At 63.3% G+C, this 21,431-nt stretch carries 16 protein-coding genes and 2 tRNA genes; 14 read left to right on the top strand and 4 right to left on the bottom strand.

The genetic code is table 11. The annotated features are described in order from the left end of the window. Positions 1-49 precede the first annotated feature (49 nt). From nudC to ABCW42_RS14415, 3 genes are read left to right on the top strand one after another with little or no spacing between them, the layout of a single operon-like run. Positions 50-1,036, top strand: a complete 987-nt coding sequence (gene nudC / locus ABCW42_RS14425) for an NAD(+) diphosphatase (RefSeq protein ID WP_423181861.1) — start codon at positions 50-52, stop codon at positions 1,034-1,036. Then, positions 1,033-3,168 carry an ATP-dependent DNA helicase UvrD2 gene (locus ABCW42_RS14420; protein ID WP_423181860.1) on the top strand — a complete coding sequence of 712 codons (2,136 nt, stop codon included), beginning with the start codon at positions 1,033-1,035 and terminating at the stop codon, positions 3,166-3,168. Before nudC ends, ABCW42_RS14420 begins: the two co-directional genes overlap by 4 nt. Next, entirely contained in the window at positions 3,165-3,827 is a 663-nt protein-coding gene (locus ABCW42_RS14415; protein WP_423181859.1) for a M48 family metallopeptidase, read from the top strand. The genes ABCW42_RS14420 and ABCW42_RS14415 overlap by 4 nt, the downstream gene beginning before the upstream one ends. A gap of 50 nt (positions 3,828-3,877) precedes the next feature. On the opposite strand, the gene ABCW42_RS14410 is transcribed toward ABCW42_RS14415, so the two are convergent. Then, entirely contained in the window at positions 3,878-5,308 is a 1,431-nt protein-coding gene (locus tag ABCW42_RS14410; RefSeq protein ID WP_423181858.1) for a zinc-dependent metalloprotease, read from the bottom strand. A 218-nt stretch (positions 5,309-5,526) separates the two neighbouring features. Between ABCW42_RS14410 and ABCW42_RS14405 the strand changes: the two genes are divergently transcribed. From ABCW42_RS14405 to ABCW42_RS14390, 4 genes are all read left to right on the top strand, one after another. After that, entirely contained in the window at positions 5,527-6,696 is a 1,170-nt protein-coding gene (locus tag ABCW42_RS14405) for a YlbL family protein (protein WP_423181857.1), read from the top strand. A gap of 132 nt (positions 6,697-6,828) precedes the next feature. Then, positions 6,829-9,816: a UPF0182 family protein gene (locus ABCW42_RS14400; protein WP_423181856.1), complete on the top strand. Its 2,988-nt coding sequence runs from the start codon at positions 6,829-6,831 to the stop codon at positions 9,814-9,816. A gap of 193 nt (positions 9,817-10,009) precedes the next feature. Next, positions 10,010-10,083, top strand: a tRNA-Met gene (locus ABCW42_RS14395). Between the two features lie 184 nt (positions 10,084-10,267). Beyond that, positions 10,268-10,344 (top strand) — tRNA-Met (locus ABCW42_RS14390). A 48-nt stretch (positions 10,345-10,392) separates the two neighbouring features. On the opposite strand, the gene ABCW42_RS14385 is transcribed toward ABCW42_RS14390, so the two are convergent. Continuing rightward, a complete protein-coding gene (locus ABCW42_RS14385) occupies positions 10,393-10,677 on the bottom strand; it encodes a transposase (RefSeq protein ID WP_423181855.1) in 285 nt (94 codons plus the stop codon). A 238-nt stretch (positions 10,678-10,915) separates the two neighbouring features. Here ABCW42_RS14385 and ABCW42_RS14380 point away from each other — a divergent pair, with 238 nt between their 5' ends. From ABCW42_RS14380 to ABCW42_RS14370, 3 genes are all read left to right on the top strand, one after another. After that, complete coding sequence (locus ABCW42_RS14380; RefSeq protein ID WP_423181854.1) at positions 10,916-11,221, top strand: hypothetical protein; 306 nt, start codon at positions 10,916-10,918, stop codon at positions 11,219-11,221. A 230-nt stretch (positions 11,222-11,451) separates the two neighbouring features. Further along, positions 11,452-12,381: a cytochrome b/b6 domain-containing protein gene (locus tag ABCW42_RS14375; RefSeq protein ID WP_423181853.1), complete on the top strand. Its 930-nt coding sequence runs from the start codon at positions 11,452-11,454 to the stop codon at positions 12,379-12,381. Between the two features lie 43 nt (positions 12,382-12,424). After that, complete coding sequence (locus tag ABCW42_RS14370; protein ID WP_423181852.1) at positions 12,425-13,561, top strand: acyl-CoA dehydrogenase family protein; 1,137 nt, start codon at positions 12,425-12,427, stop codon at positions 13,559-13,561. Between the two features lie 80 nt (positions 13,562-13,641). Here the strand turns inward: ABCW42_RS14370 and ABCW42_RS14365 are convergent, their stop codons facing one another. Further along, complete coding sequence (locus ABCW42_RS14365) at positions 13,642-14,430, bottom strand: PspA/IM30 family protein (protein ID WP_423181851.1); 789 nt, start codon at positions 14,428-14,430, stop codon at positions 13,642-13,644. 102 nt (positions 14,431-14,532) lie between these two features. Next, on the bottom strand, positions 14,533-16,572 hold the full coding sequence (locus ABCW42_RS14360) for a TPM domain-containing protein (RefSeq protein WP_423181850.1): 2,040 nt from the start codon (positions 16,570-16,572) through the stop codon (positions 14,533-14,535). Between the two features lie 331 nt (positions 16,573-16,903). Here ABCW42_RS14360 and ABCW42_RS14355 point away from each other — a divergent pair, with 331 nt between their 5' ends. The 4 genes from ABCW42_RS14355 (at position 16,904) to ABCW42_RS14340 (ending at position 21,410) form a co-directional block, all read left to right on the top strand. After that, positions 16,904-18,586 (top strand): trypsin-like peptidase domain-containing protein, encoded by a 1,683-nt coding sequence (locus ABCW42_RS14355; RefSeq protein ID WP_423181849.1) that lies wholly within the window; start codon positions 16,904-16,906, stop codon positions 18,584-18,586. Between the two features lie 270 nt (positions 18,587-18,856). Next, positions 18,857-19,657, top strand: a complete 801-nt coding sequence (locus ABCW42_RS14350; RefSeq protein WP_423181848.1) for an electron transfer flavoprotein subunit beta/FixA family protein — start codon at positions 18,857-18,859, stop codon at positions 19,655-19,657. 15 nt (positions 19,658-19,672) lie between these two features. Continuing rightward, positions 19,673-20,626: an electron transfer flavoprotein subunit alpha/FixB family protein gene (locus ABCW42_RS14345; RefSeq protein ID WP_423181847.1), complete on the top strand. Its 954-nt coding sequence runs from the start codon at positions 19,673-19,675 to the stop codon at positions 20,624-20,626. 19 nt (positions 20,627-20,645) lie between these two features. Then, positions 20,646-21,410: a PIG-L deacetylase family protein gene (locus tag ABCW42_RS14340; protein WP_423181846.1), complete on the top strand. Its 765-nt coding sequence runs from the start codon at positions 20,646-20,648 to the stop codon at positions 21,408-21,410. Positions 21,411-21,431 lie beyond the last annotated feature (21 nt).

Below are 21,431 nucleotides of genomic sequence, written 5' to 3'. Positions count from 1 at the left end.
CTCCTGGAGGCAAATGTCAATTGTCGGTGGGAATCAGTACGGTAGATACATGAGTTTCACCGAGTTCCGGGCCCCCGCAAATCACCTCATTGACACCGTTCTTCCGGTACGTCCGGCCGTGGTTGACCGGGGATCGGCAGACCGGATGAAGCCGGGCATGGTCCAGGACGTGATAGCTTCCGGCAACGCCAAGGCCATGGTGTTGTCGCAACGCCAAGCCCTCATTCTTGACAACAAGCTGTGGCTTGGGGACGCCCAAGCCCTCGCTGCCTCCCTTCAAGGGGTCGCCGGTGGAGTCACGGCGATCTACCTGGGCCGCACGCTGGCAGCGTCCTCGGTTCCGGAGCGGACGCCCATAGTCCTTTTCGTCCCCGAAGAGCAGCCCATCCCCGGAACCGCGGGGCTGCCGGCCGACGGAACGTGGACAGGATTCCGGGAGGTCGCCGCGCGCCTCGACGCCACGGAGACCGCCCTGTTCGTTGAGGCGAGTGCCATCTCGAATTGGCACGCTACGCACACCCATTGCCCGCAGTGCGGTACTCCCACCGGGATTGAAGCCGGAGGCTGGGTCCGCCGGTGCCCCCGCGATAATTCCGAGCACTACCCCCGGACGGATCCAGCCATCATTGTCACGGTTGTCGGAGCGGACGGCAGGGTGTTGCTGGGCGGAGGCGGTCCGGCAGACGCGAAGAATTATTCAACCTTGGCTGGTTTCGTGGAGCCAGGTGAATCGCTGGAGCAGGCCGTGGCCCGCGAAATCCTCGAAGAAGTCGGGGTGAAGGTCACCGCGTGCCAGTACCTTGGCTCCCAGTCGTGGCCGTTTCCGGCCTCGCTCATGCTCGGGTTCACTGCTTCCACGGACGACGTCGATGCCCGGCCCGACGGCGTCGAGGTCACGCGGGCGCGGTGGTTCAGTCGCGAGGAAGTCCAGGCGGCGGTGCTGAGCGGCGAGATCACGGTTCCCACGAGGCTCTCGATCGCCCGGTCCCTGATCGAACACTGGTACGGCGGAGTCATCGAGGATCTTCAGCAGTGACCGAGGTGATTTTCAACGGCTCCGGAACGCTCGAAGAGCGCATCCTTGGAGGCCTCGACGCAGAACAGCGGGAGGTCGCCAGCAATCTCAAAGGACCGATGTGTGTCCTCGCCGGAGCCGGGACAGGGAAGACCCGGGCCATCACGCACCGCATTGCCTACGGCGTCCATTCGGGCGTCTATAGCCCGCAACGCCTCCTGGCTGTCACATTCACGTCACGGGCCGCGGCCGAAATGCGCAGCCGACTGCGGGACCTTGCCGTTGGGAACGTCCAGGCCCGCACGTTCCATGCCGCGGCCCTTCGCCAATTGCAGTTCTTCTGGCCGCAAGCGATCGGCGGAGTTCTGCCGAACCTGCTCGACCACAAGGCCAACATGATCGCCGAGGCCGCCCGGCGCCTCCGGCTCAGCACCGATCGCGCGTCCATCCGTGATCTCGCTGCCGAAATCGAGTGGGCCAAAGTTTCGATGTTGACCCCAGCCAATTACCTTGAAAATGCCCAAGGTCGTGGAACTCCGGGAGGCTTCGACCTCACAGCGGTGTCGAGGGTCTTCCAGTCCTATGAGGACGTGAAGACCGATCGGAACGTGATCGATTTCGAGGATGTCCTCCTGATCACGGTGGGTATTCTCCAGGAGGATCCGAAAGTCGCGGCCACCGTCCGCGAACAGTACCGGCACTTCGTAGTGGACGAGTACCAGGACGTTTCCCCTCTGCAGCAGCGGCTCCTTGAGCTGTGGCTGGGGGGACGCGACGAACTTTGTGTCGTCGGTGACGCGAGCCAGACCATTTATTCCTTCACGGGAGCGTCTCCTAAGCACCTTCTCGGCTTCAAGGCCCAGTACCCTGAAGCGACTGTTGTGAAGCTCGTCCGGGACTACCGCTCCACCCCGCAAGTTGTGAAGCTCGCCAATGACCTCCTGGGTTCCCGCCGTAGCGGCGGTCCCGCGGCTGACGCTGCCTGGGCCAAGCCGCTGCAGCTTGTGGCACAACGCGACGGCGGGCCGGAGCCGCGGTTCATGGAGTGTCCTGACGACGAAGCAGAAGCCGCAGTGGTTGCCGGACGGATCAAGGAATTGATCGACGCCGGCGTAAAACCGAGTGAGATCGCGGTCCTGTTCCGCACCAACGGGCAATCCGAAGCGTACGAACAAGCCCTTGCTTCTGCGGGTATCGGTTACCAGTTGCGGGGCGGCGAGCGATTCTTCGCCCGCAAGGAAGTACGGGACGCCATCCTGCAATTGCGCGCTGCCACGCGGGCAGTCGCGGAGGATTCCACCAAGGAGCCGCTTGGGCAATTGGTGCGGGACATCGTGGCTTCCCTGGGTTACACCGACGCCGCGCCGCACAGCGGGGGCGCCTTGCGTGAACGGTGGGAGTCGCTTGCGGCCCTGGTATCGCTCGCCGACGAGCTTGCTTTGAGCCGGGGCGCCGGTTTCAGCTTGGTGGAATTCGTCAACGAACTCCAAGAGCGTTCCGTCGCCCAGTTCGCTCCCACGGTTCAAGGCGTTACGTTGGCGTCGCTCCACGCGGCGAAGGGCCTTGAGTGGGACGCTGTCTTCCTGGTGGGATTGAGCGAAGGACTCATGCCGATTTCCTTTGCCGATACTCCGGGAAGCGTCGATGAGGAACGTCGTCTGCTGTATGTGGGAATCACCCGGGCACGCGAACACTTGAGCTTGTCCTGGTCCACCGCACGGACTCCCGGTGGCCGGGCGAATCGGAAGCCGTCGCGGTTCCTCGACGGGCTGCGCCCGGATTCCGTCCTCGGCGCCAATGCCCGCAGCCGCGCCTTGCCACGGCGCAAGGTGGCCGCGCCGGCGTCGTGCAGGGTGTGCGGGACCATGCTTGCGACGGGAGCCGAGCGCAAGGTGGGGCGTTGCAGCCAGTGCCCACCCACATATGAGGAACAGACCTTCGAGGCTTTGCGCCAATGGCGTAAGGAAGAAGCCCTTGGCAACGACGTTCCTGCCTATGTTGTGTTCACGGATGCCACATTGACTGCCATCGCTGAGGCGCGGCCCGCGTCCCTTGAAGAACTGGCGAAACTTGCCGGTGTGGGGCCTTCGAAGCTTGAAAAGTACGGCGAAGCCGTCCTGACGGTCCTGGCTGAGAGCGAGCCTTCCTCGTGACTCGGCGCACGGGCAATTCAGCCGGGGGAGCCGGCGCCCAACCACTGACCACGCATGACGGGGCGCCCGTCGTCGTTCGCCGCTCGGCGAGGCGTCGCCGGACCGTGGCCGCCTTCTGGGAGGACGGGAAAGCGGTCGTGGCGATCCCCGCCCACTTTACGAAGGCGCAAGAGGGCGAGTGGGTCCGGCGGATGTTGGACAAGCTCAAGCGCCAAGGCGAGAAGCAAGCCGGAGGCGGCGGCAATGGCAGGCGGACAGGCGACGTCGCCCTTGCGAACCATGCCGCGAACTTGTCGGCGAAGTACCTGGGCGGGCGGGCTGTTCCGACGTCGGTCCGCTGGGTAAGCAACCAGAAGTCCCGATGGGGCTCGGCAACGCCGGCGGACGGGACGATCCGGCTTTCGGACAAGCTTCAGGGCATGCCGTCCTGGGTGGTCGATTACGTGTTGCTCCACGAATTGGCCCATCTCCTCGTGGCGGGGCACAACGCCGCCTTTTGGCGGCACTTGGACGCCTACCCTGAGACCGAACGAGCCAAGGCCTTCCTGGAAGGCGTGGCGTTTGCGACGTCGCGGGGCTTGGACCGCGAGCTAAGTGGGGCGGGAGACGAAAACGGCGTCGGTGCCCCAGCCGAGGGCTGGGGCACCGACGCCGACTAAGTGCTGTGGCGCGTCCGTGCAATTCCGTGCAATGTTGCGGGGGTGCTGGCCTAACCCTTGGGCTCGTCCGGATCCGTGCTGCCCGGAGTATCGCCGTCGTCTGATCTGGGAGCGTCCGATTCACCTTCGGCCGGCGCGTCGTAGCCGCCCTCAAGGAGCTTTTGCAGGGCGTCGTCCACTTCGCTGTCGCTGGCCTCGGCGAGGCGACGACGTTCCGTGAATCCGGCGGGATCGTCCAAGTCCTGCGCCGTCGGCAGCAGGTCGGGGTGCTGCCAGATCGCATCGCGCCCCGCGATTCCACGCTCATCCTTCAACGCGGCCCACAGGGTTGCCGCTTCGCGCAGGCGGCGCGGACGGAGCTCGAGGCCCACGAGCGAGGAAAAGGCGTGCTCGGCGGGGCCGCCGGTGGCCCGGCGGCGACGCACCGTCTCGCGGAGCGCGACGGCGGACGGCAGCACTTTCTCGGTGGCCGCGGCGGTGAGTTCGTCCACCCAGCCTTCCACGAGTGCCAATGCGGTCTCGAGTTTCTCCAACGCGGCAGACTGTTCGGCGGTGCGCTCGGGCATGAACACGCCTTGGGACAAAGCTTCCTGGATACCTTCGGGGTTGCCGGGATCGAGGTCGCGGGCGAGGTCTTCGACCCGTGACATGTCGATGTGGATGCCGCGGGCGTAGGCCTCGATGGCGCTCAGGAGGTGGCCCCTCAACCAAGGAACCTGGACGAACAGGCGGGCATGCGCGGCCTCACGGACGGCCAGGAACAGCCGAACATCGTTCTCGGGGATGCTCAGTCCTTCGCCGAATTTGGCCACGTTGGCCGGCAGCAAGGCCATTTCGAGATCGGCGAGCGGAACGCCGATGTCCGTGGAACTGACCACTTCGCCGGACAGTGCACCGATCGCCTGGCCGAGCTGCATTCCGAAAATGGCGCCGCCCATGTTCTGCAGCATGGACGAGGTACCGCCCATCATTGCCTTCATTTCTTCCGGCATTTGCTGGGTGAGCGCATCCGAGAGGGCCTTGGCGATGCTGTTGGCCACCGGTTCGGTGAGCCGTTTCCACGTGGACAGGGTGGCTTCGACCCATTCGGCGCGGGACCACGCACGGCCGATCAAACCGGTTGCCTGAAGGTCGGTGAACGGGTCCAGCCAAAGCTCCGCGAGGCGGAGTGCCTCGTCGACTTCGCGGGATTGCAGCGCATTGACCGACGGATCGGTGCTCGCCGCCGCGACGCGGCGCGCGTTCTCATGGGCGAGTTGCCAATTGACGGGGCCTTCGGTGGTCGAACTCATCATGGCCTGGACCTGGGCGAACATCTGCTGCAGCATGTTCGGATCGTTTGGTAGCCCGGCTGCTTTCGCCAGCTCAGCGGGGTCGATGTTGCCCATGCCCTGCCCGCCCATCAGGTTCTTCAGCATTTCGGCCAAAGGATCCTGTGGTGAATCGTCTCCATTGGAGGGGGTGTTGGGGTTGGAGGTCATGGTACCGCCGATCGTCGATGTGACTGGTGATCACTTTCAAGGTACCGCGATGCCCGGAGGCTGTCTGCCTCATCGGCACGTCGTTCGCTATAGGCAAAGCACGCCGGACGGGCACAGCGTCGTAGGGTGGATCGTTGGTATGTTTACCGGCCTTGCGTTGTGCGATGGCCGAAACGGTAGCGTTGGACTCAAATATCCCGGCGCGGAGAGGTCTGCCATTGACTAGTTTGCCGAGCCCCGGAGCGTCCGGGGAGCCCGGACAGCCTCCCGGACCTGCCCAAGCGCACGACGGCGGCCAGGAACCTGGTCAGTTTCCGGCACCTCGTGCGGCGCAGCGCCGCGACGGACGATATTTCGCGATGCTGGTGTCCGGTGCTTTGACCCTCCTCCTCGGCATTGCGGCGGCCACACTTCCCGTGCCCTATGTCGTTGAGTCGCCCGGGCCCATCTTCAACACCCTGGGGACGGACAACAACAAGCCTGTCATCACCGTTACCGGCCACCAGAGCTATCCGGCAAAAGGGGAACTGGACCTGACCACCGTGTATATCAACGGCGGCCCGAATGGTCCGGTGAATATTTTCGAGGCGTTCCAAGCTTGGCTGGACAGTTCCAAAGCCGTCTACCCGGAAGAGCTCCTGTATCCCAAGGGCACCACCAAGCAGCAATCCGAACAGGAAAGCGCCCTTGCCATGACCACTTCCCAGGAGAACGCGGTGGCTGCGGCGCTCCAGGAGGAAAACATCCCCTACCAGCAGAAACTGCAGGTCGCGGGCTTGTCCGATGGCTCCGCATCGAACGGCAAACTGGAGGTCGGGGACGTGTTTACCTCGATCAACGGAAAGCCGGTCACGTCCCTTAGTGTCATCCAAACCGCGCTGGCCGACGGCGCTGGCGCCCCTGCCGCCGTCGTCGTCGACCGGAAGGGCCAGCCCGTGACGGCGACCATCACGCCCGGCAAGAGCTCAGCCGGGAAGTACATCCTCGGCGTGACGCTGCAGTACCAGTACACCTTCCCGTTCGACGTCAAGATCTCGCTCGACCAGGTGGGGGGACCAAGTGCCGGCATGATGTTCGCCTTGGGCATCATCGACAGCATCACTCCCGGCGACCTGACGGGCGGCAAGCACGTGGCAGGTACCGGAACCATCACCCCCGACGGCACTGTGGGACCGATCGGCGGAATTGCCCAGAAGATGCGCGGCGCCCGGGACGGCGGCGCTACCCTCTTCCTCGCGCCGGCAGCCAATTGCGACGAGGTGGTCGGACACGTTCCCAGCGGCCTCCAAGTCGTCAAGGTGGAGACCTTGGCGGACGCCAAGTCGGCCGTGGAACGACTCGCCTCGGGGCAGGATATGTCCCGGCTTCCGACCTGCTCCAGCAACTAGACTGGCGATGGAACTTAGCTCTACCGCCACTCGTGGCACATATGACGGCCCCAGCCACATGCTTCACGGTAAAGGCCGGCGAACACACGCACCGATGTCCGTTTACTGACGACTAGCTATGAGGTACCGAGTTTGTCCCGTCCAGCCAGCACCAACCCGCCCGGAAGACCGCCGCTGAGACGGGGTGCGCTGACGCCTACCCTGATCGTCGTCGCCGTCGTGGTGGTGGGGTTCATTTTCTTCGCCAACGTGTGGACCGACGTCCTGTGGTACCAGCAGCTCGGCTTCATTGAGGTCTACGTCACGGAAAACCTTGCCCGGATCTTGACGTTCCTGGGGGGCTTCGCGTTGATGTTCCTCGCGGTTTTCTACGCAATCCGCGTCGCCTACCACGCACGGCCGGTCTATGCCCCTGACTCGGAGTCCAGGGACAACATGAACCGGTACCAGGCCCAACTCGAGCCCGTGCGGCGCGTCGTCATGATCGGCATCCCGGTCCTCTTCGGGCTCTTCGCCGGAAGTGCCGCCGCCAGCCAATGGCAAAAGATCCTGCTGTTCTTCAACCAGGTGCCGTTCGGCCAAACCGATCCCCAGTTCGGCCTGGACATCAGCTTCTACCTCATGTCCTTGCCGTTCCTTGGCTTCGTGACAGGCTTCCTCATGAGCGTCGTGGTGGTTGCGGGCATCGCCGGAATCCTGACCCACTACCTTTACGGCAGCATCCGGCTCATGGAGCGGGGAATTTTCACGAGCCGATCGGCACAGATCTTCCTCGCCGTGACAGGTGCGGTTTTCCTGGTGCTGCTCGGAGCCAACTTCTGGCTTAACGTCTACGGCACCGTCCAAAACCAAGGCGGACGCTGGGCGGGTGCCCTGTACACCGACGTCAACGCCGTGGTCCCCACGCAGACCATCCTGGCCGTTGCCGCGGGTCTGGTGGCTATACTCTTCATTGTGGCCGCCGTGATAGGCCGCTGGCGCCTGCCCGTCATCGGTACGGCCATGCTGATTATCACCTCCATCCTCGCCGGTGGCGTCTACCCCTGGGTTATCCAACAGTTCCAAGTCCGTCCTTCGGAGCAGACGCTGGAAAACAAGTACATCGACCGCAATATCTCGATGACCCGTTCCGCCTATGGTTTGGACAAGATCCAGGTATCCCCGTACAACGCCACCACGGACGCCAAAACGGGGGCGCTTGCCAAGGATGCGGCGACCACTGCCAATATCCGGTTGTTGGACCCGAACCTGGTCTCCTCAGCGTTTTCCCAGTTGGAGCAGTACCGGCCCTACTATCAGTTCCCCAAGGCTCTGAACGTCGACCGTTACACTGTGAACGGCAAGACCCAGGACACCGTGATCGCGGTCCGCGAGTTGAACCAGGACGGGTTGAATGCCAGCCAGCAGACCTGGGTCAACCGCCACATCGTCTACACGCATGGTTACGGCGTCGTCGCCGCCAAGGGCAATACGGTCACCGTTGACGGAAAGCCGGACTTCCTGCTTTCCGGGATCCCGTCCATGGGCGTCCTCGGCAGCGATACGAATTACCAACCGCGCATCTACTTCGGTGAAGATTCGCCGGACTACTCGGTGGTCGGTGCTCCGGACGGTGCCCCGCAACGTGAGCAGGACCGCCCGTCCGCCACGGACAGCACCACTGAGACGCAGTACACTTTCACCGGCAACGGTGGTCCAAGCGTCGGTAACTGGTTCAACAAGCTCCTGTACTCCATCAAGTTCCAGTCCTCGGATCTGCTGCTCTCCGACGGCGTCAATGAGAAGTCCCAGATCCTCTACGACCGCTCCCCGCGCGATCGGGTTGAAAAGGTCGCCCCGTACCTGACCGTGGATGGCAGCGCTTATCCCGCGGTGATTGACGGCCGGGTGAAGTGGATTGTGGACGGTTACACCACCAGCCAGTACTTCCCGTATTCGCAGCAGCAGCAATTGCAAACCGCTACCGCCGACTCGCAGACGACCTCCGGACGCACCGCGGCCCTGCCGAACAACTCCATCAACTACATCAGGAACTCGGTCAAGGCCACTGTTGACGCCTATGACGGCTCAGTCACGCTGTACGCATGGGATGACCAGGATCCCATCCTGAAATCGTGGCAGAAGATTTTCCCCAGCACCATCAAACCGATCTCGGAGATGTCCGGACAGCTGATGAGCCACGTGCGCTATCCGGAAGACCTCTTCAAGGTCCAGCAGGAACTGCTTGGGCGCTATCACGTGACCAATGCGGACAGCTTCTACCAGAACAACGACGCATGGAGCGTCCCGAACGATCCGACTGTCACGGATCCTGTCCGGCAACCTCCGTACTACTTGTCCTTGCAGATGCCTGGCCAGAGCAAGCCCGCGTTCCAGCTGACCTCCTCCTTTATCCCGCAGGTGGTCAATGGAAATGCGCGGAATATCCTCTACGGATTCCTTGCGGCCGATTCCGACGCCGGTAACCAGAAGGGGGTGAAAGCGGACTCGTATGGCCAGCTGCGGTTGCTCCAGTTGCCCACGGACACCCAGGTTCCAGGGCCGGGCCAGGCCCAGAACAAGTTCAACTCCGATCCTGATGTGTCGCAGCAACTTAACCTGCTCAGGCAGGGAGCCTCCGATGTGCTCAACGGCAACCTTCTGACGCTTCCCGTTGGTGGCGGCCTGCTGTATGTGCAGCCGGTGTATGTGAAGTCAACGGGTGAAACGTCCTATCCAACGCTTCAGCGAGTCCTCGTTGCCTTTGGCGACAAGGTAGGTTTTGCCTCCACCCTCGATGCCGCGCTGAAGATCCTCTTCGGTGGCGACTCCGGGGCTTCGGCCGGCGACTCGGCGAACAACGGACAGACTCCGGCAACTCCTGGAGCAACTGCGCCCGCCACAGCCGATGCCCAGGCCCAATTGAAGGCCGCGTTGGACCGGGCCAACAAGGCAATCCAGGATGGCCAAGCCGCCCTGGCCAAGGGTGACTTCGCTGGTTACGGCACCCAGCAGTCGATATTGAACAGCGCCATCCAACAGGCGCTCAACGCCGAGGCCCGGCTAGGCGTCGCGCCGGCACCTGCGCCGTCGGCAAGTGCCACGCCTTCACCAACGGCGTCACCTTCACCGAGCAAATAGGCGGACCATCGAGAACCTCGGCAGGCTTCGGCCGCGCCGGGATTGCTTGAACGAAGGCCGGGTCAGTCCATCACAAATGGGCTGGCCCGGCCTTCGTTTGTGAGGAGCGGCTTGGCTCCGACTGCGCGGAGACGGAGATCACGTCGTTTGGATTTGGCCTGCCATTCACCGGCAGGTAAAGTAGTACGTGCGACGCGGGGTGGAGCAGTTCGGTAGCTCGCTGGGCTCATAACCCAGAGGTCACAGGTTCAAATCCTGTCCCCGCAACTGGAGAAAAAGGTCCGGCACAGTGAAAACATTGTGCCGGACCTTTTTGTTTTTCCCTCGGTGTTTTCGCCCGGCGCTTTTCGTCCTCGAGATCTCCACTGGACGCTGACATAGCGAATGTGCCGGATGCCACATTCGCTATGTCCTGAGAGTCCCTCGGCATGCGGTAGAGTTGATTCATCGCCGCGGGGTGGAGCAGTTCGGTAGCTCGCTGGGCTCATAACCCAGAGGTCACAGGTTCAAATCCTGTCCCCGCAACCAAAAGGCAAAGAGTCCGTCCGTATGGATGGGCTCTTTTGCTTTTCCCACTTATCCACTCGGCCAAAGGGGCTCCGGGCCACCCAGCAGCTCGGCGAAGATCCTGCCCCAGGTGCCGTCGCCCCTGTACCTGTTCTCCCGCTTCCAGACCGTCTGCCACGGACCGAACTCGGCTGGCAGATCACGCCACGCCAAATCGTGCTGATACCGGAAAATCATGCCCTCAACTACCCGTCGATCGTCGCGGAACGGACGCCCCCGGCGGCCGGCAGAAGAGGGAAGCAATGGTTGAACGCGGTCCCATTGTCCGTCTGTCAGTACAGAAGCAGTTGTCATCGTCTAATCGTCCCTGACCACCGGCGACGATTTAGGAGACACGCCTAGGTGTAAAGCCCAAAAAACACTCATGTCCGGCCTAAAGCACACCTAGAAGCGGCATTTCACACCTAATTTGGGTGCCTTTTCGCAGCTCTGAACTCCTGGACAGGACACGGCGGCATTACTTTCTTAGACGGGGAACCACATATCGTGATTGAAGTTTTCCCCTGTCAGTTCAAGGAAACAGGAGGAAGTAATGCTGAAGATCATCGGAGAGGCACTTGGGGGACTGGTCGCCGGGCTTGCTTGCGCGTTCATCCTGTGCGTCGTTATCGGCGTGATCGCCCTTTCAACTGACTCCTCGGCCACCCTTCCTGGCGTGTTCTCCGCAACTGCCGGGAGGCAGAACGGTGCGCTCGCCCTGGAGTTCCAACCCAACTTTCCCGGACTTGCTGCTGTCATTTGCTTGACTGCCTTGGCCAACGTGCTGGTCGTCGCGCGATGCCGCGACGCATCACAAGGATCTTCCGACGCCGCTGGACGGCTCCGTAGCAAATACTAGGATTTCCTAGTATTCTCGTCTCAACGCGAGTTCATCCGCATCGAGGGAGCTGTTGAATGAAGAACGCCATGCTCGTCAAGCACGTGCAGGGTCCGGCTGAACGGTGCAAAACCCGCCTCACAACGGCCCGGTGCAACTGACGGCGTAACAGGCTTTGGCCGGTTCAGCCCAAAGCCTGTTAGCTTGATGCGTCCGTGATTGCAAAGTTCCTCCGAGAGGTGTCTGAGAAGATGTCCACCCCCGCCAAAAAGTCGACGGCTGCCAGAAGCAAATGGTCCCAACCCCTCTGGGTGGTTCCAGGCGTGCTGATTGTGCTTTTGCTCATTGTCTTGTTGGCCAAATGGTTGACCGGCTTGTCGGGAGTGCAATCGTTCCTGCATGACTATCCGGGTGCGTCAAGCCTGCCGGACAATGCTCCCGTCGGGTTTCCGGCCTGGCTTGGCTGGCAGCATTTCCTGAATGTCTTCTTCATGGTGCTGATCGTCCGCTCAGGATGGCAGGTGCGTACGGCCAAGAGGCCTCCTGCCATGTGGACCCGGAACAACAAGGGCTTCATCCGTACCAAGGGTGCCCCGACCAAGATCAGCCTGGATCTCTGGTTTCACCTGACCCTGGACGCTCTCTGGGTACTGAACGGCATTATCTTCCTCATCGTGATCTTTGCTACCGGCCAGTGGGTGCGGATCATCCCCACCAATTGGGATGTCTTCCCGAACGCCATTTCTGCAGCACTCCAGTACGCCTCGTTGAATTGGCCTACTGAGGACGGTTGGGTCAACTACAACGCCCTGCAGCTCCTGACCTACTTCGTCACCGTCTTCATTGCCGCCCCGCTTGCCATCCTCACGGGCCTTCGCACCTCGTCGGCTTGGCCAAAGAAGGCGGCTGTCAACAAGTTCTATCCCATCGAGTGGGCCCGGGCGGTGCACTTCCCCACGATGGTGTACTTCGTTTTGTTCACCATCGTGCATGTCACCCTGGTCCTCGCCACAGGGGCCCTGAGGAACCTCAACCACATGTACGGCAGCAGCGACGACATCAACTGGGTGGGCTTCGCGATTTTCGCGGTGTCTCTCCTGGTGATTGTCGGCGCGTGGTTCCTTGCCAGGCCGTTGTTCCTCCGCCCTGTCGCTTCGTTGATGGGGAAAGTCAGCAAGTAAACGCATAACCATGAGGCCGGACAACCCGGGAGAAGGAGTGCCAATGTTTGAGCTCACAGAGGACCAGCAAGCGATGGTGGAGATGGTGCGCGACTTCGCCGCCAAGGCCATCGCGCCGCACTCCGCCGAGTGGGACGAGACCAAGCACTTTCCCGTGGATGTCCTTCGCGAGGCCGGCACTCTTGGCATGGGCAGCATCTATGTCAGCGAGGAGTTCGGCGGTTCGGGGCTCACGCGTTCGGACGCCGCGCTGATCTTTGAGGAATTGTCCAAGGCCGACCCCACCATCGCTGCCTACATTTCCATCCACAACATGGTGGTGTGGATGATCGACGCCTTCGGAAACGATCAACAGCGGGCGCAGTGGGTTCCGCAACTTGCCGCCATGGAGGAGTTGGGCAGCTATTGCCTCACGGAACCGGGAGCGGGCTCCGACGCCGCCGCGCTGAGCACCAAGGCAGTGCTCGACGGCGACAATTACGTTCTCAACGGGACCAAACAGTTCATTTCGGGCGCCGGAGTCTCCAGCCTGTATGTGGTGATGGCCCGGACATCGGACACGGGCAGCCACGGAATCACGGCGATTGTTGTGCCGGCAGACTCGCCCGGCCTCTCGTTCGGCCCCAACGAAAAGAAGATGGGCTGGAATGCCCAACCTACCCGCCAAGTCATCTTCGAGGACGTCCGCGTCCCCGTGGCGAACCGGCTCGGCGAGGAAGGCAGCGGTTTCGGCATTGCGATGAAGGGCCTCAACGGCGGGCGGGTGAATATGGGGGCCTGCTCACTCGGGGGTGGCCAAGCGGCGTTGGACAAGTCCATCGCCTACCTTAAATCACGCTCCGCTTTCGGCGGCCCTCTCATCAACCAACAGTCACTGCTGTTTGATATTGCGGACATGGACACGGAACTCGAGACCGCACGGACGCTGGTCATGCGCGCGGCAGACGCCTTGGACCGGGGAGCCCCGGATACGGTGAGGCTCTGTGCCATGGCGAAGCGAGTGGCCACGGACGCCGGATTCAGTGTTGCGAACAAAGCCATCCAGCTGCATGGCGGCTATGGGTACCTGTCCGAGTACGGCCTTGAGAAGATCGCCAGGGATTTGCGGGTCCACCAGATTCTCGAAGGCAGCAACGAGATCATGCGACTGATTGTGGGCAGGCTCGCGGTAGGGGCATAAAGGCTGCATGCCCGAACAGCGCCAGAAGCAAGGATGGCCGGACCCGTACGGGTCCGGCCATCCTTCGCTGAGGCTGCTTGTCAGAGCTTGTCGAAGTCCGATTCGTCGATGGTATCTTCGGCCGGTGCGGCATTGCCCGCACCGATCGCGGCCTTCGATCCGCCGGACTTGAGAGCGGCCAGGCGGGCTTCGATCTCGGTCTGTTCGCCGAGGTCCTCGAGTTGGTTGAACTGGGCGTCCAAGCTGGAGGCGGCGAGTTCCTGCTGGCCCAGCACTTTGGCTTCCTCGCGCCGGATCTTCTCTTCGAAGCGGCCAACCTCGCTGGTGGGATCCATGATGTCGATGCTCTTGAGGGCGTCATGCACCTGCGTCTGGGCGGCAACGGTCTTCGAGCGCGCCACCAACTCGTTGCGCTTGCTGGTGAGCTCGTTGAGCTTGCCCTTCATTTGGTCGAGGCCGCCCTTGAGCTTCTCGACTACTTCGCTCTGCGATGCGATGTTCGGTTCGGCGGCTTTGGCTTCGTTCTCGGCCGACATCTGCCGCTGGATGGCTACCTTGGCAAGGTTGTCGAACTTCGTGGCATCCGCCGTGTTTCCGGAAGCACGGTACTCATCAGCTTTGCGCGAGGCTGCGAGGGCCTTGTTGCCCCAGTCCTGGGCGTTCTTGAGGTCTTCGTTGTAGTCGGCTTGGAGCATCCGGAGATTGCCGATGGTCTGCGCCACGGCGGATTCGGCCTCGGCAATATTGTTCGAGTAGTCGCGGACCATCTGGTCCAGCATTTTCTGCGGGTCCTCGGCTTGGTCGAGCAAGGCATTGATGTTCGCCTTGGCGAGCTGGGCGATCCGCCCGAAAATGGACTGCTTAACCATGGTGTTGCCTTTCGTCCTGCTCAGTGGTGCCCACTGAATCCAGTGATCAGTTCTTGTACCGCTTCTCCGCCGGGACAGGTCCCGGCGGAGTGTTGCTTCGAGCTAGAAGCTCCCGTCTCCGCCGGAGTCGCCGCCCCAGCCTCCGCCGCCGTCGCCGCCGAAGAAGCCTCCGCCTCCACCGCCGTCGCCACCGAAGAACCCTCCTCCGCCGCCGTCGTTGTTTCCGCCGCCCCAGCCGCCACCGCCGCCGTGCAGGATCGAGTTGATGAGGATGCCGCCGAGGATCGCGCCGCCGAGGCCCCCGCCGTTTCCGCCGCCCCCGAACATTCCGCCGCGGCCGTAGCCTTGGTTGGCGAAGCCGCCGAACTGGTCGACGTCGGACTGTGCCAGTTGCGCGGCCTGCGACGCGAGTGCCTGGGCCTGCTGGGCGTAGGTCAAGGCAGTGACGGGATCGTTGCGGGAGATCGAGAGCGCGTAGTCGAGATTGCGTTGGGCTTCGGCGAGGCGTGTGCGGGCCTCCGGTCCGACGCCGCCGCGCCGTGCCGCGATGTAGTCCGATGTGGCACTGATCTGGGACTGCGCAGCCATGATGGTTTGCTGCAGTGAGGCCTGTGCGCGCCGGGCCTGTTCTTGCTGGTCTCGAATGCCCGTGAGGGACTGGTCCAACGCCTGGTGGGCTTTCTCCACCCGATCCAGGGTGGAGATGGGATCGATCTTCCCGCTTTGGATCTCGGCCTTGACCTGGGCCAACGCGGCTTCGACGCCGGCTACCGGTCCGGCGAGTTCCGGATGCGCGCCGGACTGGATCATCGCTTTGGCCTGCGCGAGGTCCTGGCTGGTTTCCACGACCGCGTTTTCCAAGGAAGTCCGGGCGTCGTCGAGGCTCGAGGCCACCTTTGAGATGGCGTCGAGCAGCACGTTCGTCTGGTGCAGTCCTTCTTCGGCGGCGCGGACTGCCACCGCAGCCAGGCTGTTCTCGCCGTTGCCGAGTTTTTCCTGCGCCGTGCTTGCTGCGTTCTGGACGAAAGCCAGCCGGTCCTTGGCCTGCGTGATGTTGTCACTGACATGGCCGAGCGCGCTGTCCGCGTATTTCGCGCGGAGGTCGTTGAGGGATTGCTCGGCGTTGCTGATCTTGGCTCCGGCTTCGGCAGCTCCGGCCGCAACGGCAGCCAGTGCTTGCGGCGCATTCTTCTCAAGCTCGCGCAAAGAGTCGAAGTCGGCCTTTTGCTCACGCAGGGATTCGAGGGCGGCGTTCGAACGGCGGATGATTTCGCCGAGCCAACTGCGTTGCTGCTGTTCGGTATCCGGAATGTGGTCATCAAGTTGCTGCTGCAGCTTGAAGGACTCGGTCATGTGGTTCTTGGCTTCCGCCAAGGCCTTGGTGAAGTTTCCGACGGCGGCATCACCATATTGCGCCTGGGCGAAGCCAAGTTCTTGCTCGCTGGACTTGATGGAATCGTCGGCCTCGATGAGCAGGGTGCCGGCTTTGCGGCGAAGTTCTTCGATGCTCAGTCCCGCCAGGGGATCGGCTTGTTCGGCCTGCCGGCTTCCGCCTGCACCCGCAGCGACGCTCTTGCGGCGGTTGCGGAAGTAGAGGTAGGTGCCGACGCCGCCGGCCGCGACAACCGCGGCGCCAATGAGCACTGCGACGCCCGCTCCGGAACCCTGGGTGTCGCCTATGGCTTTGGCTGCGTCGATGACCGCTTGGTCGTAGTTCTTCTTGCCTTGGACCAGATTCGCGAGAACAGCCTTGTTAAGGATGTCGTTACGCTGGGAATCGCTGATCTTGCTGCCCGGCCCCCGGGTGATGTTCACTTTGCCGTCGTTCGTGGCGATGGCCAGCAGGACGTCGGTGGACCCGAAGGCCTTCTTCTTAGCCACTGCATTGCCCCAGTCGGTGGGCGTGCTCGGGTTGGTGAAGGACGGGACCGTCACGACGTACAGGTTGAACTGGTGTTGGCTATAGAGGGACGAGATGGCGTTTTGGACCGCGCCCTTGTCCTGCAGGACCCCGGCGTCGTCAGTGATGTTCTGGCCGGACGGAATGGTCACCGGATCTGTTGCCCATGCTGATGCGGCGGGGAACGCCAGCACAGCAGCCAAGCCGATGACGGCGAATAGACGTTTCAACATTGACCGCATGTGCAACCCTTCAGCACGTCTGCGATTGGTCCAGGCCGGAGCAATCGAAACAGAATGCATCAGCGCCCCCACGCATGGTTTTCAAGCCGCAGGTCGCTGTGGCAATTCCACTTGATACTATGGTGCACCTTTTGGCTCGTCCACAGCAGCAAATATGCCGCCAGCGAAACGGGGAGAGAACCACTGTTCCCAAGCGTTGAGGGGGCTAGCCGGTCCGTTCGAGGCACCCCGACAGTCTCGACGACGGCGTTCAGGAAGCTCCCAGCGAACGTCGACTCTTGATCCAGCAAGAGTGGCCATAGTTAAAGGGACGAGGAAGAAAGGAAGTCCCATGACGGAGAACCCAGCACAGGGCGCCGCACCGGAGAACAACGGCCCCCACAACCATGGTCCGGAGAACGCCGGTGCCGGGGAGGCGGGCAAGCAGGCCAACTCCCAGCCTACGGCCCCGCTGCCGGCCTACCAGCCGGGTCAGGACTTCGCCCCGCAATCCGGGCCGGCTCCGTGGAGCCAGGGGCCGGGCGGGAACGCCACGGAGCAGATCTACACCCAGGACAGCGGTTCCCAGCAAAGCGGCCCGCAGCAGGGCGGCTCGCACCAAGGTGCTCCGCAGTATGGCGTGCGGCACCCTGTCGGGACCGGCCATCACGCGGAACCGCAGCGTCCCGATTATCCTGCGGGCCAGGGCGGCCATTCCTACCCACAGCACCAGCCGTTCTACGGCGCGCAGAACCCCTCGCAGCACTATGGCGGCCAGCAGTACGGCAATCCTGGCGGCCCGGCGGCGACCCCCAAGCGCAAGCCGGTCTTCGGCGTCGGGACCCTGGTGGCGAGCATCCTCGCGGCCGGACTCGTCGGTGGCGGCGTCGTGGCGGCGGGCGACCAGTTGTTCAACAACCGGACGCCCGTGGCAGCCAGCAGCAACCAGGCCGGCACCGTGATCGTGAACAACACGGATAGCGTCAACGCCGTGACTGCAGCGGCCGCGAAGGCTTCGCCCAGCGTCGTGACGATCTCCGCGACCAGCGGAAGCGAGGCCGGTACGGGCTCGGGCATCATCCTCGACGACCAAGGCCACATCCTGACCAACACGCACGTTGTCACCCTTGACGGCGCCAGCGCCAACGCAGCCCTCGAAGTCCGGACCAGCGACGGACGCGTCCTGACGGCGAAAGTTGTGGGAACCGATCCGTTGTCCGACCTCGCGGTCATCAAGGTGGATAATGCCTCGGGCCTCGTGCCGGCAACCCTCGGCGACTCGAGCAAGATCAACGTGGGGGACAACGCCGTGGCAATCGGCGCCCCGCTTGGCCTCCCGGGCACGGTGACGGACGGTATCATCTCTACGCTCAACCGCACCATCAGCGTGGCCTCCTCAGCCGTTCCGAACGGCGGCTCGGACAACTCGCAGGGCGGCGGCCAGGGCGGCTTCGAATTCGCCCCGCCGAACGGCGGCCAGAGCCAGAGCCAGCGCAGCTCGGCCCAAGGCACGGTATCGCTCAACGTGATCCAGACCGATGCGGCCATCAACCCGGGCAACTCCGGCGGCGCGCTGGTCAACACCAAGGGCGAGGTCATCGGCGTCAACGTGGCGATCGCATCGGCCGGAAGCAGCAGTGCCTCGTCCTCGTCCAGCGGGAACATCGGCGTGGGCTTCAGCATCCCGATCAACAACGCCAAGCGCGTGGCGGATGAAATCATCAAGAACGGCAAGGCAACCCACGGGCAGTTCGGGGTCAGCGTGCAGGCCAAGTCCGCAACCGGAAGCAGCAGCTCGGGTTTCTCGGTGGGTGCCCAGGTAGCCAGCGTGACCGCGGGCTCCGCAGCCGACAAGGCCGGCGTCAAGGTGGGCGACGTTGTCACCCAGTTCGCCGGCATGGCCATCACCGATCCTGAGCAGCTGACCGCGGCGGTCCGCGAACAGCCGGCGGGCGCCACGGTCAAGGTGACCGTCCAGCGTGGAGGCCAGTCGCAGGAGCTCGACGTCACCTTGGACGCAGCACCTGCCAGCTGACAGGCCCGGACAACCGGATCGAAAGCACGACGACGGCGGGCCGCAGCGGCCCCGCCGTCGTCGTGCGTTGTATGCGTTGCACGTTGTGCGCGAAGGCGCTGCAAGGCGGTTCGGTGAAACAGGAGTTAATGCGGGAACGCGCCGTTGTTCGACTTGTGGCGCAATATGCTTAGCTAGGACGAGCCGATACTCTGGGCACTCTTGGCTACGCCGCCAGCTGCTGGCCATCCCCGAGTATGTAAGGCCGCCTCGAACACAGTGGGAGATACATTGAAGATTGTTGTTCTGGTCAAGCACGTCCCGGACGCGCAGTTCGACCGACACCTCACCGGCCCAGGCAACACGACGGACCGCGACGAGAGCATCCTCTCCGAGCTGGACGAGTATGCCCTTGAAGCCGCCCTGCAGATCAGCGAGGCCCGCGGAGGGGCCAAGGCCGGCAACGAAGTCATTGCCTTGAGCATGGGTCCCGCCGGTGCAGTGAACGCTGTCAAGAAGTCCTTGCAGATCGGCGCTTCCTCGGGTGCGCACTTGAGCGACGACGCCCTGGCCGGTTCCGACGCCGCTGCCACATCCCTGGCCCTTGCCGCGGCGATCCGGCACCTCGGGGCCGACTCGCCGGTGGACCTGGTCCTGACCGGCATGGCTTCGACCGACGGCGAAACTTCCTTGGTACCGGCGCAGCTCGCCGAGCGCCTCGGCCTCCCGCAGGTGACTTTCGCCTCCTCCCTCGACGTCGATGGCGATCGCGTCGTGGCACGCCGCGACGGCGACGCCCACGCTGAAACCGTCGAGGCGACGCTGCCGGCACTGGTCTCGGTGACGGACCAGATCAACGAACCGCGCTACCCCAACTTCAAGGGCATCCTCGCCGCCAAGAAGAAGAAGATCGCTTCCCTGAGCCTGGCCGACATCGGCGTCGATGCCTCCCAGGTTGGCGCGGCCGGTTCCTGGACCGCCGTCGAGACCGCCGAAGCCCGGCCGCCGCGCACGGCAGGCACCATCATCACTGACGAAGGCGACGCCGGCATCAAGCTGGTTGACTTCCTCGCCGCCCAGAAGCTGCTCTAAGAGGGATTCCGAAACATGGCAAAAGCACTTGTATTCATTGACAACCCGGGAGCAGCGCTCAAGAAGAGCAGCCTTGAACTCCTGGCGATCGCACGTTCGCTGGGAGAGGCCGCCGTTGCTTTCAACGGCGAGTTGAACGACGACGTCGCAGCCGCCTTGGGCGCGCACGGCGCCACCGCCGTCTACCTCCCCTCGGCCACGGACCTGGACAACTACCTGGTGTCACCGAAGGCGGCCTACCTCGCCGCGGCCGTTGCGGCTTCCGGCGCGGACACGGTCCTGGTGGAGAACACTGCCGACGGCAAGGAAATCGCGGCCCGCCTCGGCGTGAAGCTCAACGCCGGTGTCATCACCGACGTGGTTGGCGTGGACGCCGACGGCACCGCCCATAAGTCGGTCCTGGCAGGGTCCTACACCACCACGGCGAAGGCGCGTACCGCCGTCGCTATCCTCGCGGTCAAGCCGAACAGTGTCGACGTCGACGCTCCCGTGGGCGCCGGTGCGCCGGAAACCATCACGGTTGAAGTTCCCGCCGACGCCGCGGCGAACGCGGCACGCATTACCGGCCGCACCGAGAAGCCCGCGAGCGGCCGTCCCGAGCTGACGGAAGCCAGGATCGTGGTGGCCGGCGGCCGCGGCGTGGACGGTGACTTCGGTCCTTTGGAAGAGCTGGCGGATGCCCTCGGCGGCGCCGTGGGCGCGTCGCGCGCAGCCACGGACGCCGGATGGATCGGACACGACTACCAGGTGGGCCAGACGGGAAAGACCGTTTCTCCGCAGCTCTACATTTCCGCCGGTATCTCCGGAGCCATCCAGCAAAAGGCAGGCATGCAGACGTCCAAGGTGATCGTCGCGATCAACAAGGACGCGGAATCGCCGGTTTTCGAGATTGCCGACTTCGGCATCGTCGGTGACCTTTTCAAGGTAGTTCCGCAAGCCACTGAAGAAATCAAGAAGCGGAAAGGCTGACCCCTTGTCTCCTGACTCAATGTCAGCAAAGAGCCCGTTCAACGCCTCCACGGAGCGCGTTGAGCGGGTGCTTTGTTTTACTGCCCACCCTGACGACATCGATTTCGGCGCGGCCGGCGCCATAGCAGCCTGGACTGCAGCCGGAGTCGAGGTCAGCTATTGCGTCATGACCGACGGCGATGCGGGAGGCTTCGATCCCGCGCACCGGGAAGAGATCATCGGGATGCGCGCCGAAGAGCAGAGGAAAGCTGCTGCCCTGGTTGGTGTGACGGACGTGCACTACCTCCATGAGCGCGACGGCTACCTTGAGCCGACACATGGCGTCATCAAGCAAGTGGTGAAGTTGATCCGTGAAATCCGGCCGGACATCGTGCTCGCCATGCATCCGGAACGGAACTGGGAAAGGATGCAGAAGAGCCATCCGGACCACCTGGCCGTGGGGGAGATCGTGACGCGGGCCGTGTACCCGGCATTGGAGAACCCGTACGCCTACCCGGAACTCGCAGAGGCGGGCCTGGAAGCCTTCAAATTGCCGTGGCTCTGGCTGTTCGCCGGTCCAGAGGCCCGTGAGAACTATTTCGTGGACGTCACGGACCACGTGGACGCCAAGCTCGCGGCAATCCGGATCCACGCGAGCCAGCACCCGGACCTCGACGGCATGGATCGCACTGTCCGCGGCATGCTCCGGCACAACGCTTCCCGGGCCGGCATGCCGGAGGGGCGCAGCGCTGAGGCATTCCATGTGGTGGAAATCAACGGTTCGGCGACGATCGCAGGCTTCTGACATTGCCGATGTGTAACCCGT

The sequence above is a fragment of the Arthrobacter sp. NyZ413 genome, from assembly GCF_049390645.1.
Taxonomy (GTDB): Bacteria; Actinomycetota; Actinomycetes; order Actinomycetales; family Micrococcaceae; genus Arthrobacter.
The sequence above is the reverse complement of the archived record's forward strand: the minus strand, read 5'-3'. Positions and strand labels throughout refer to the sequence as shown.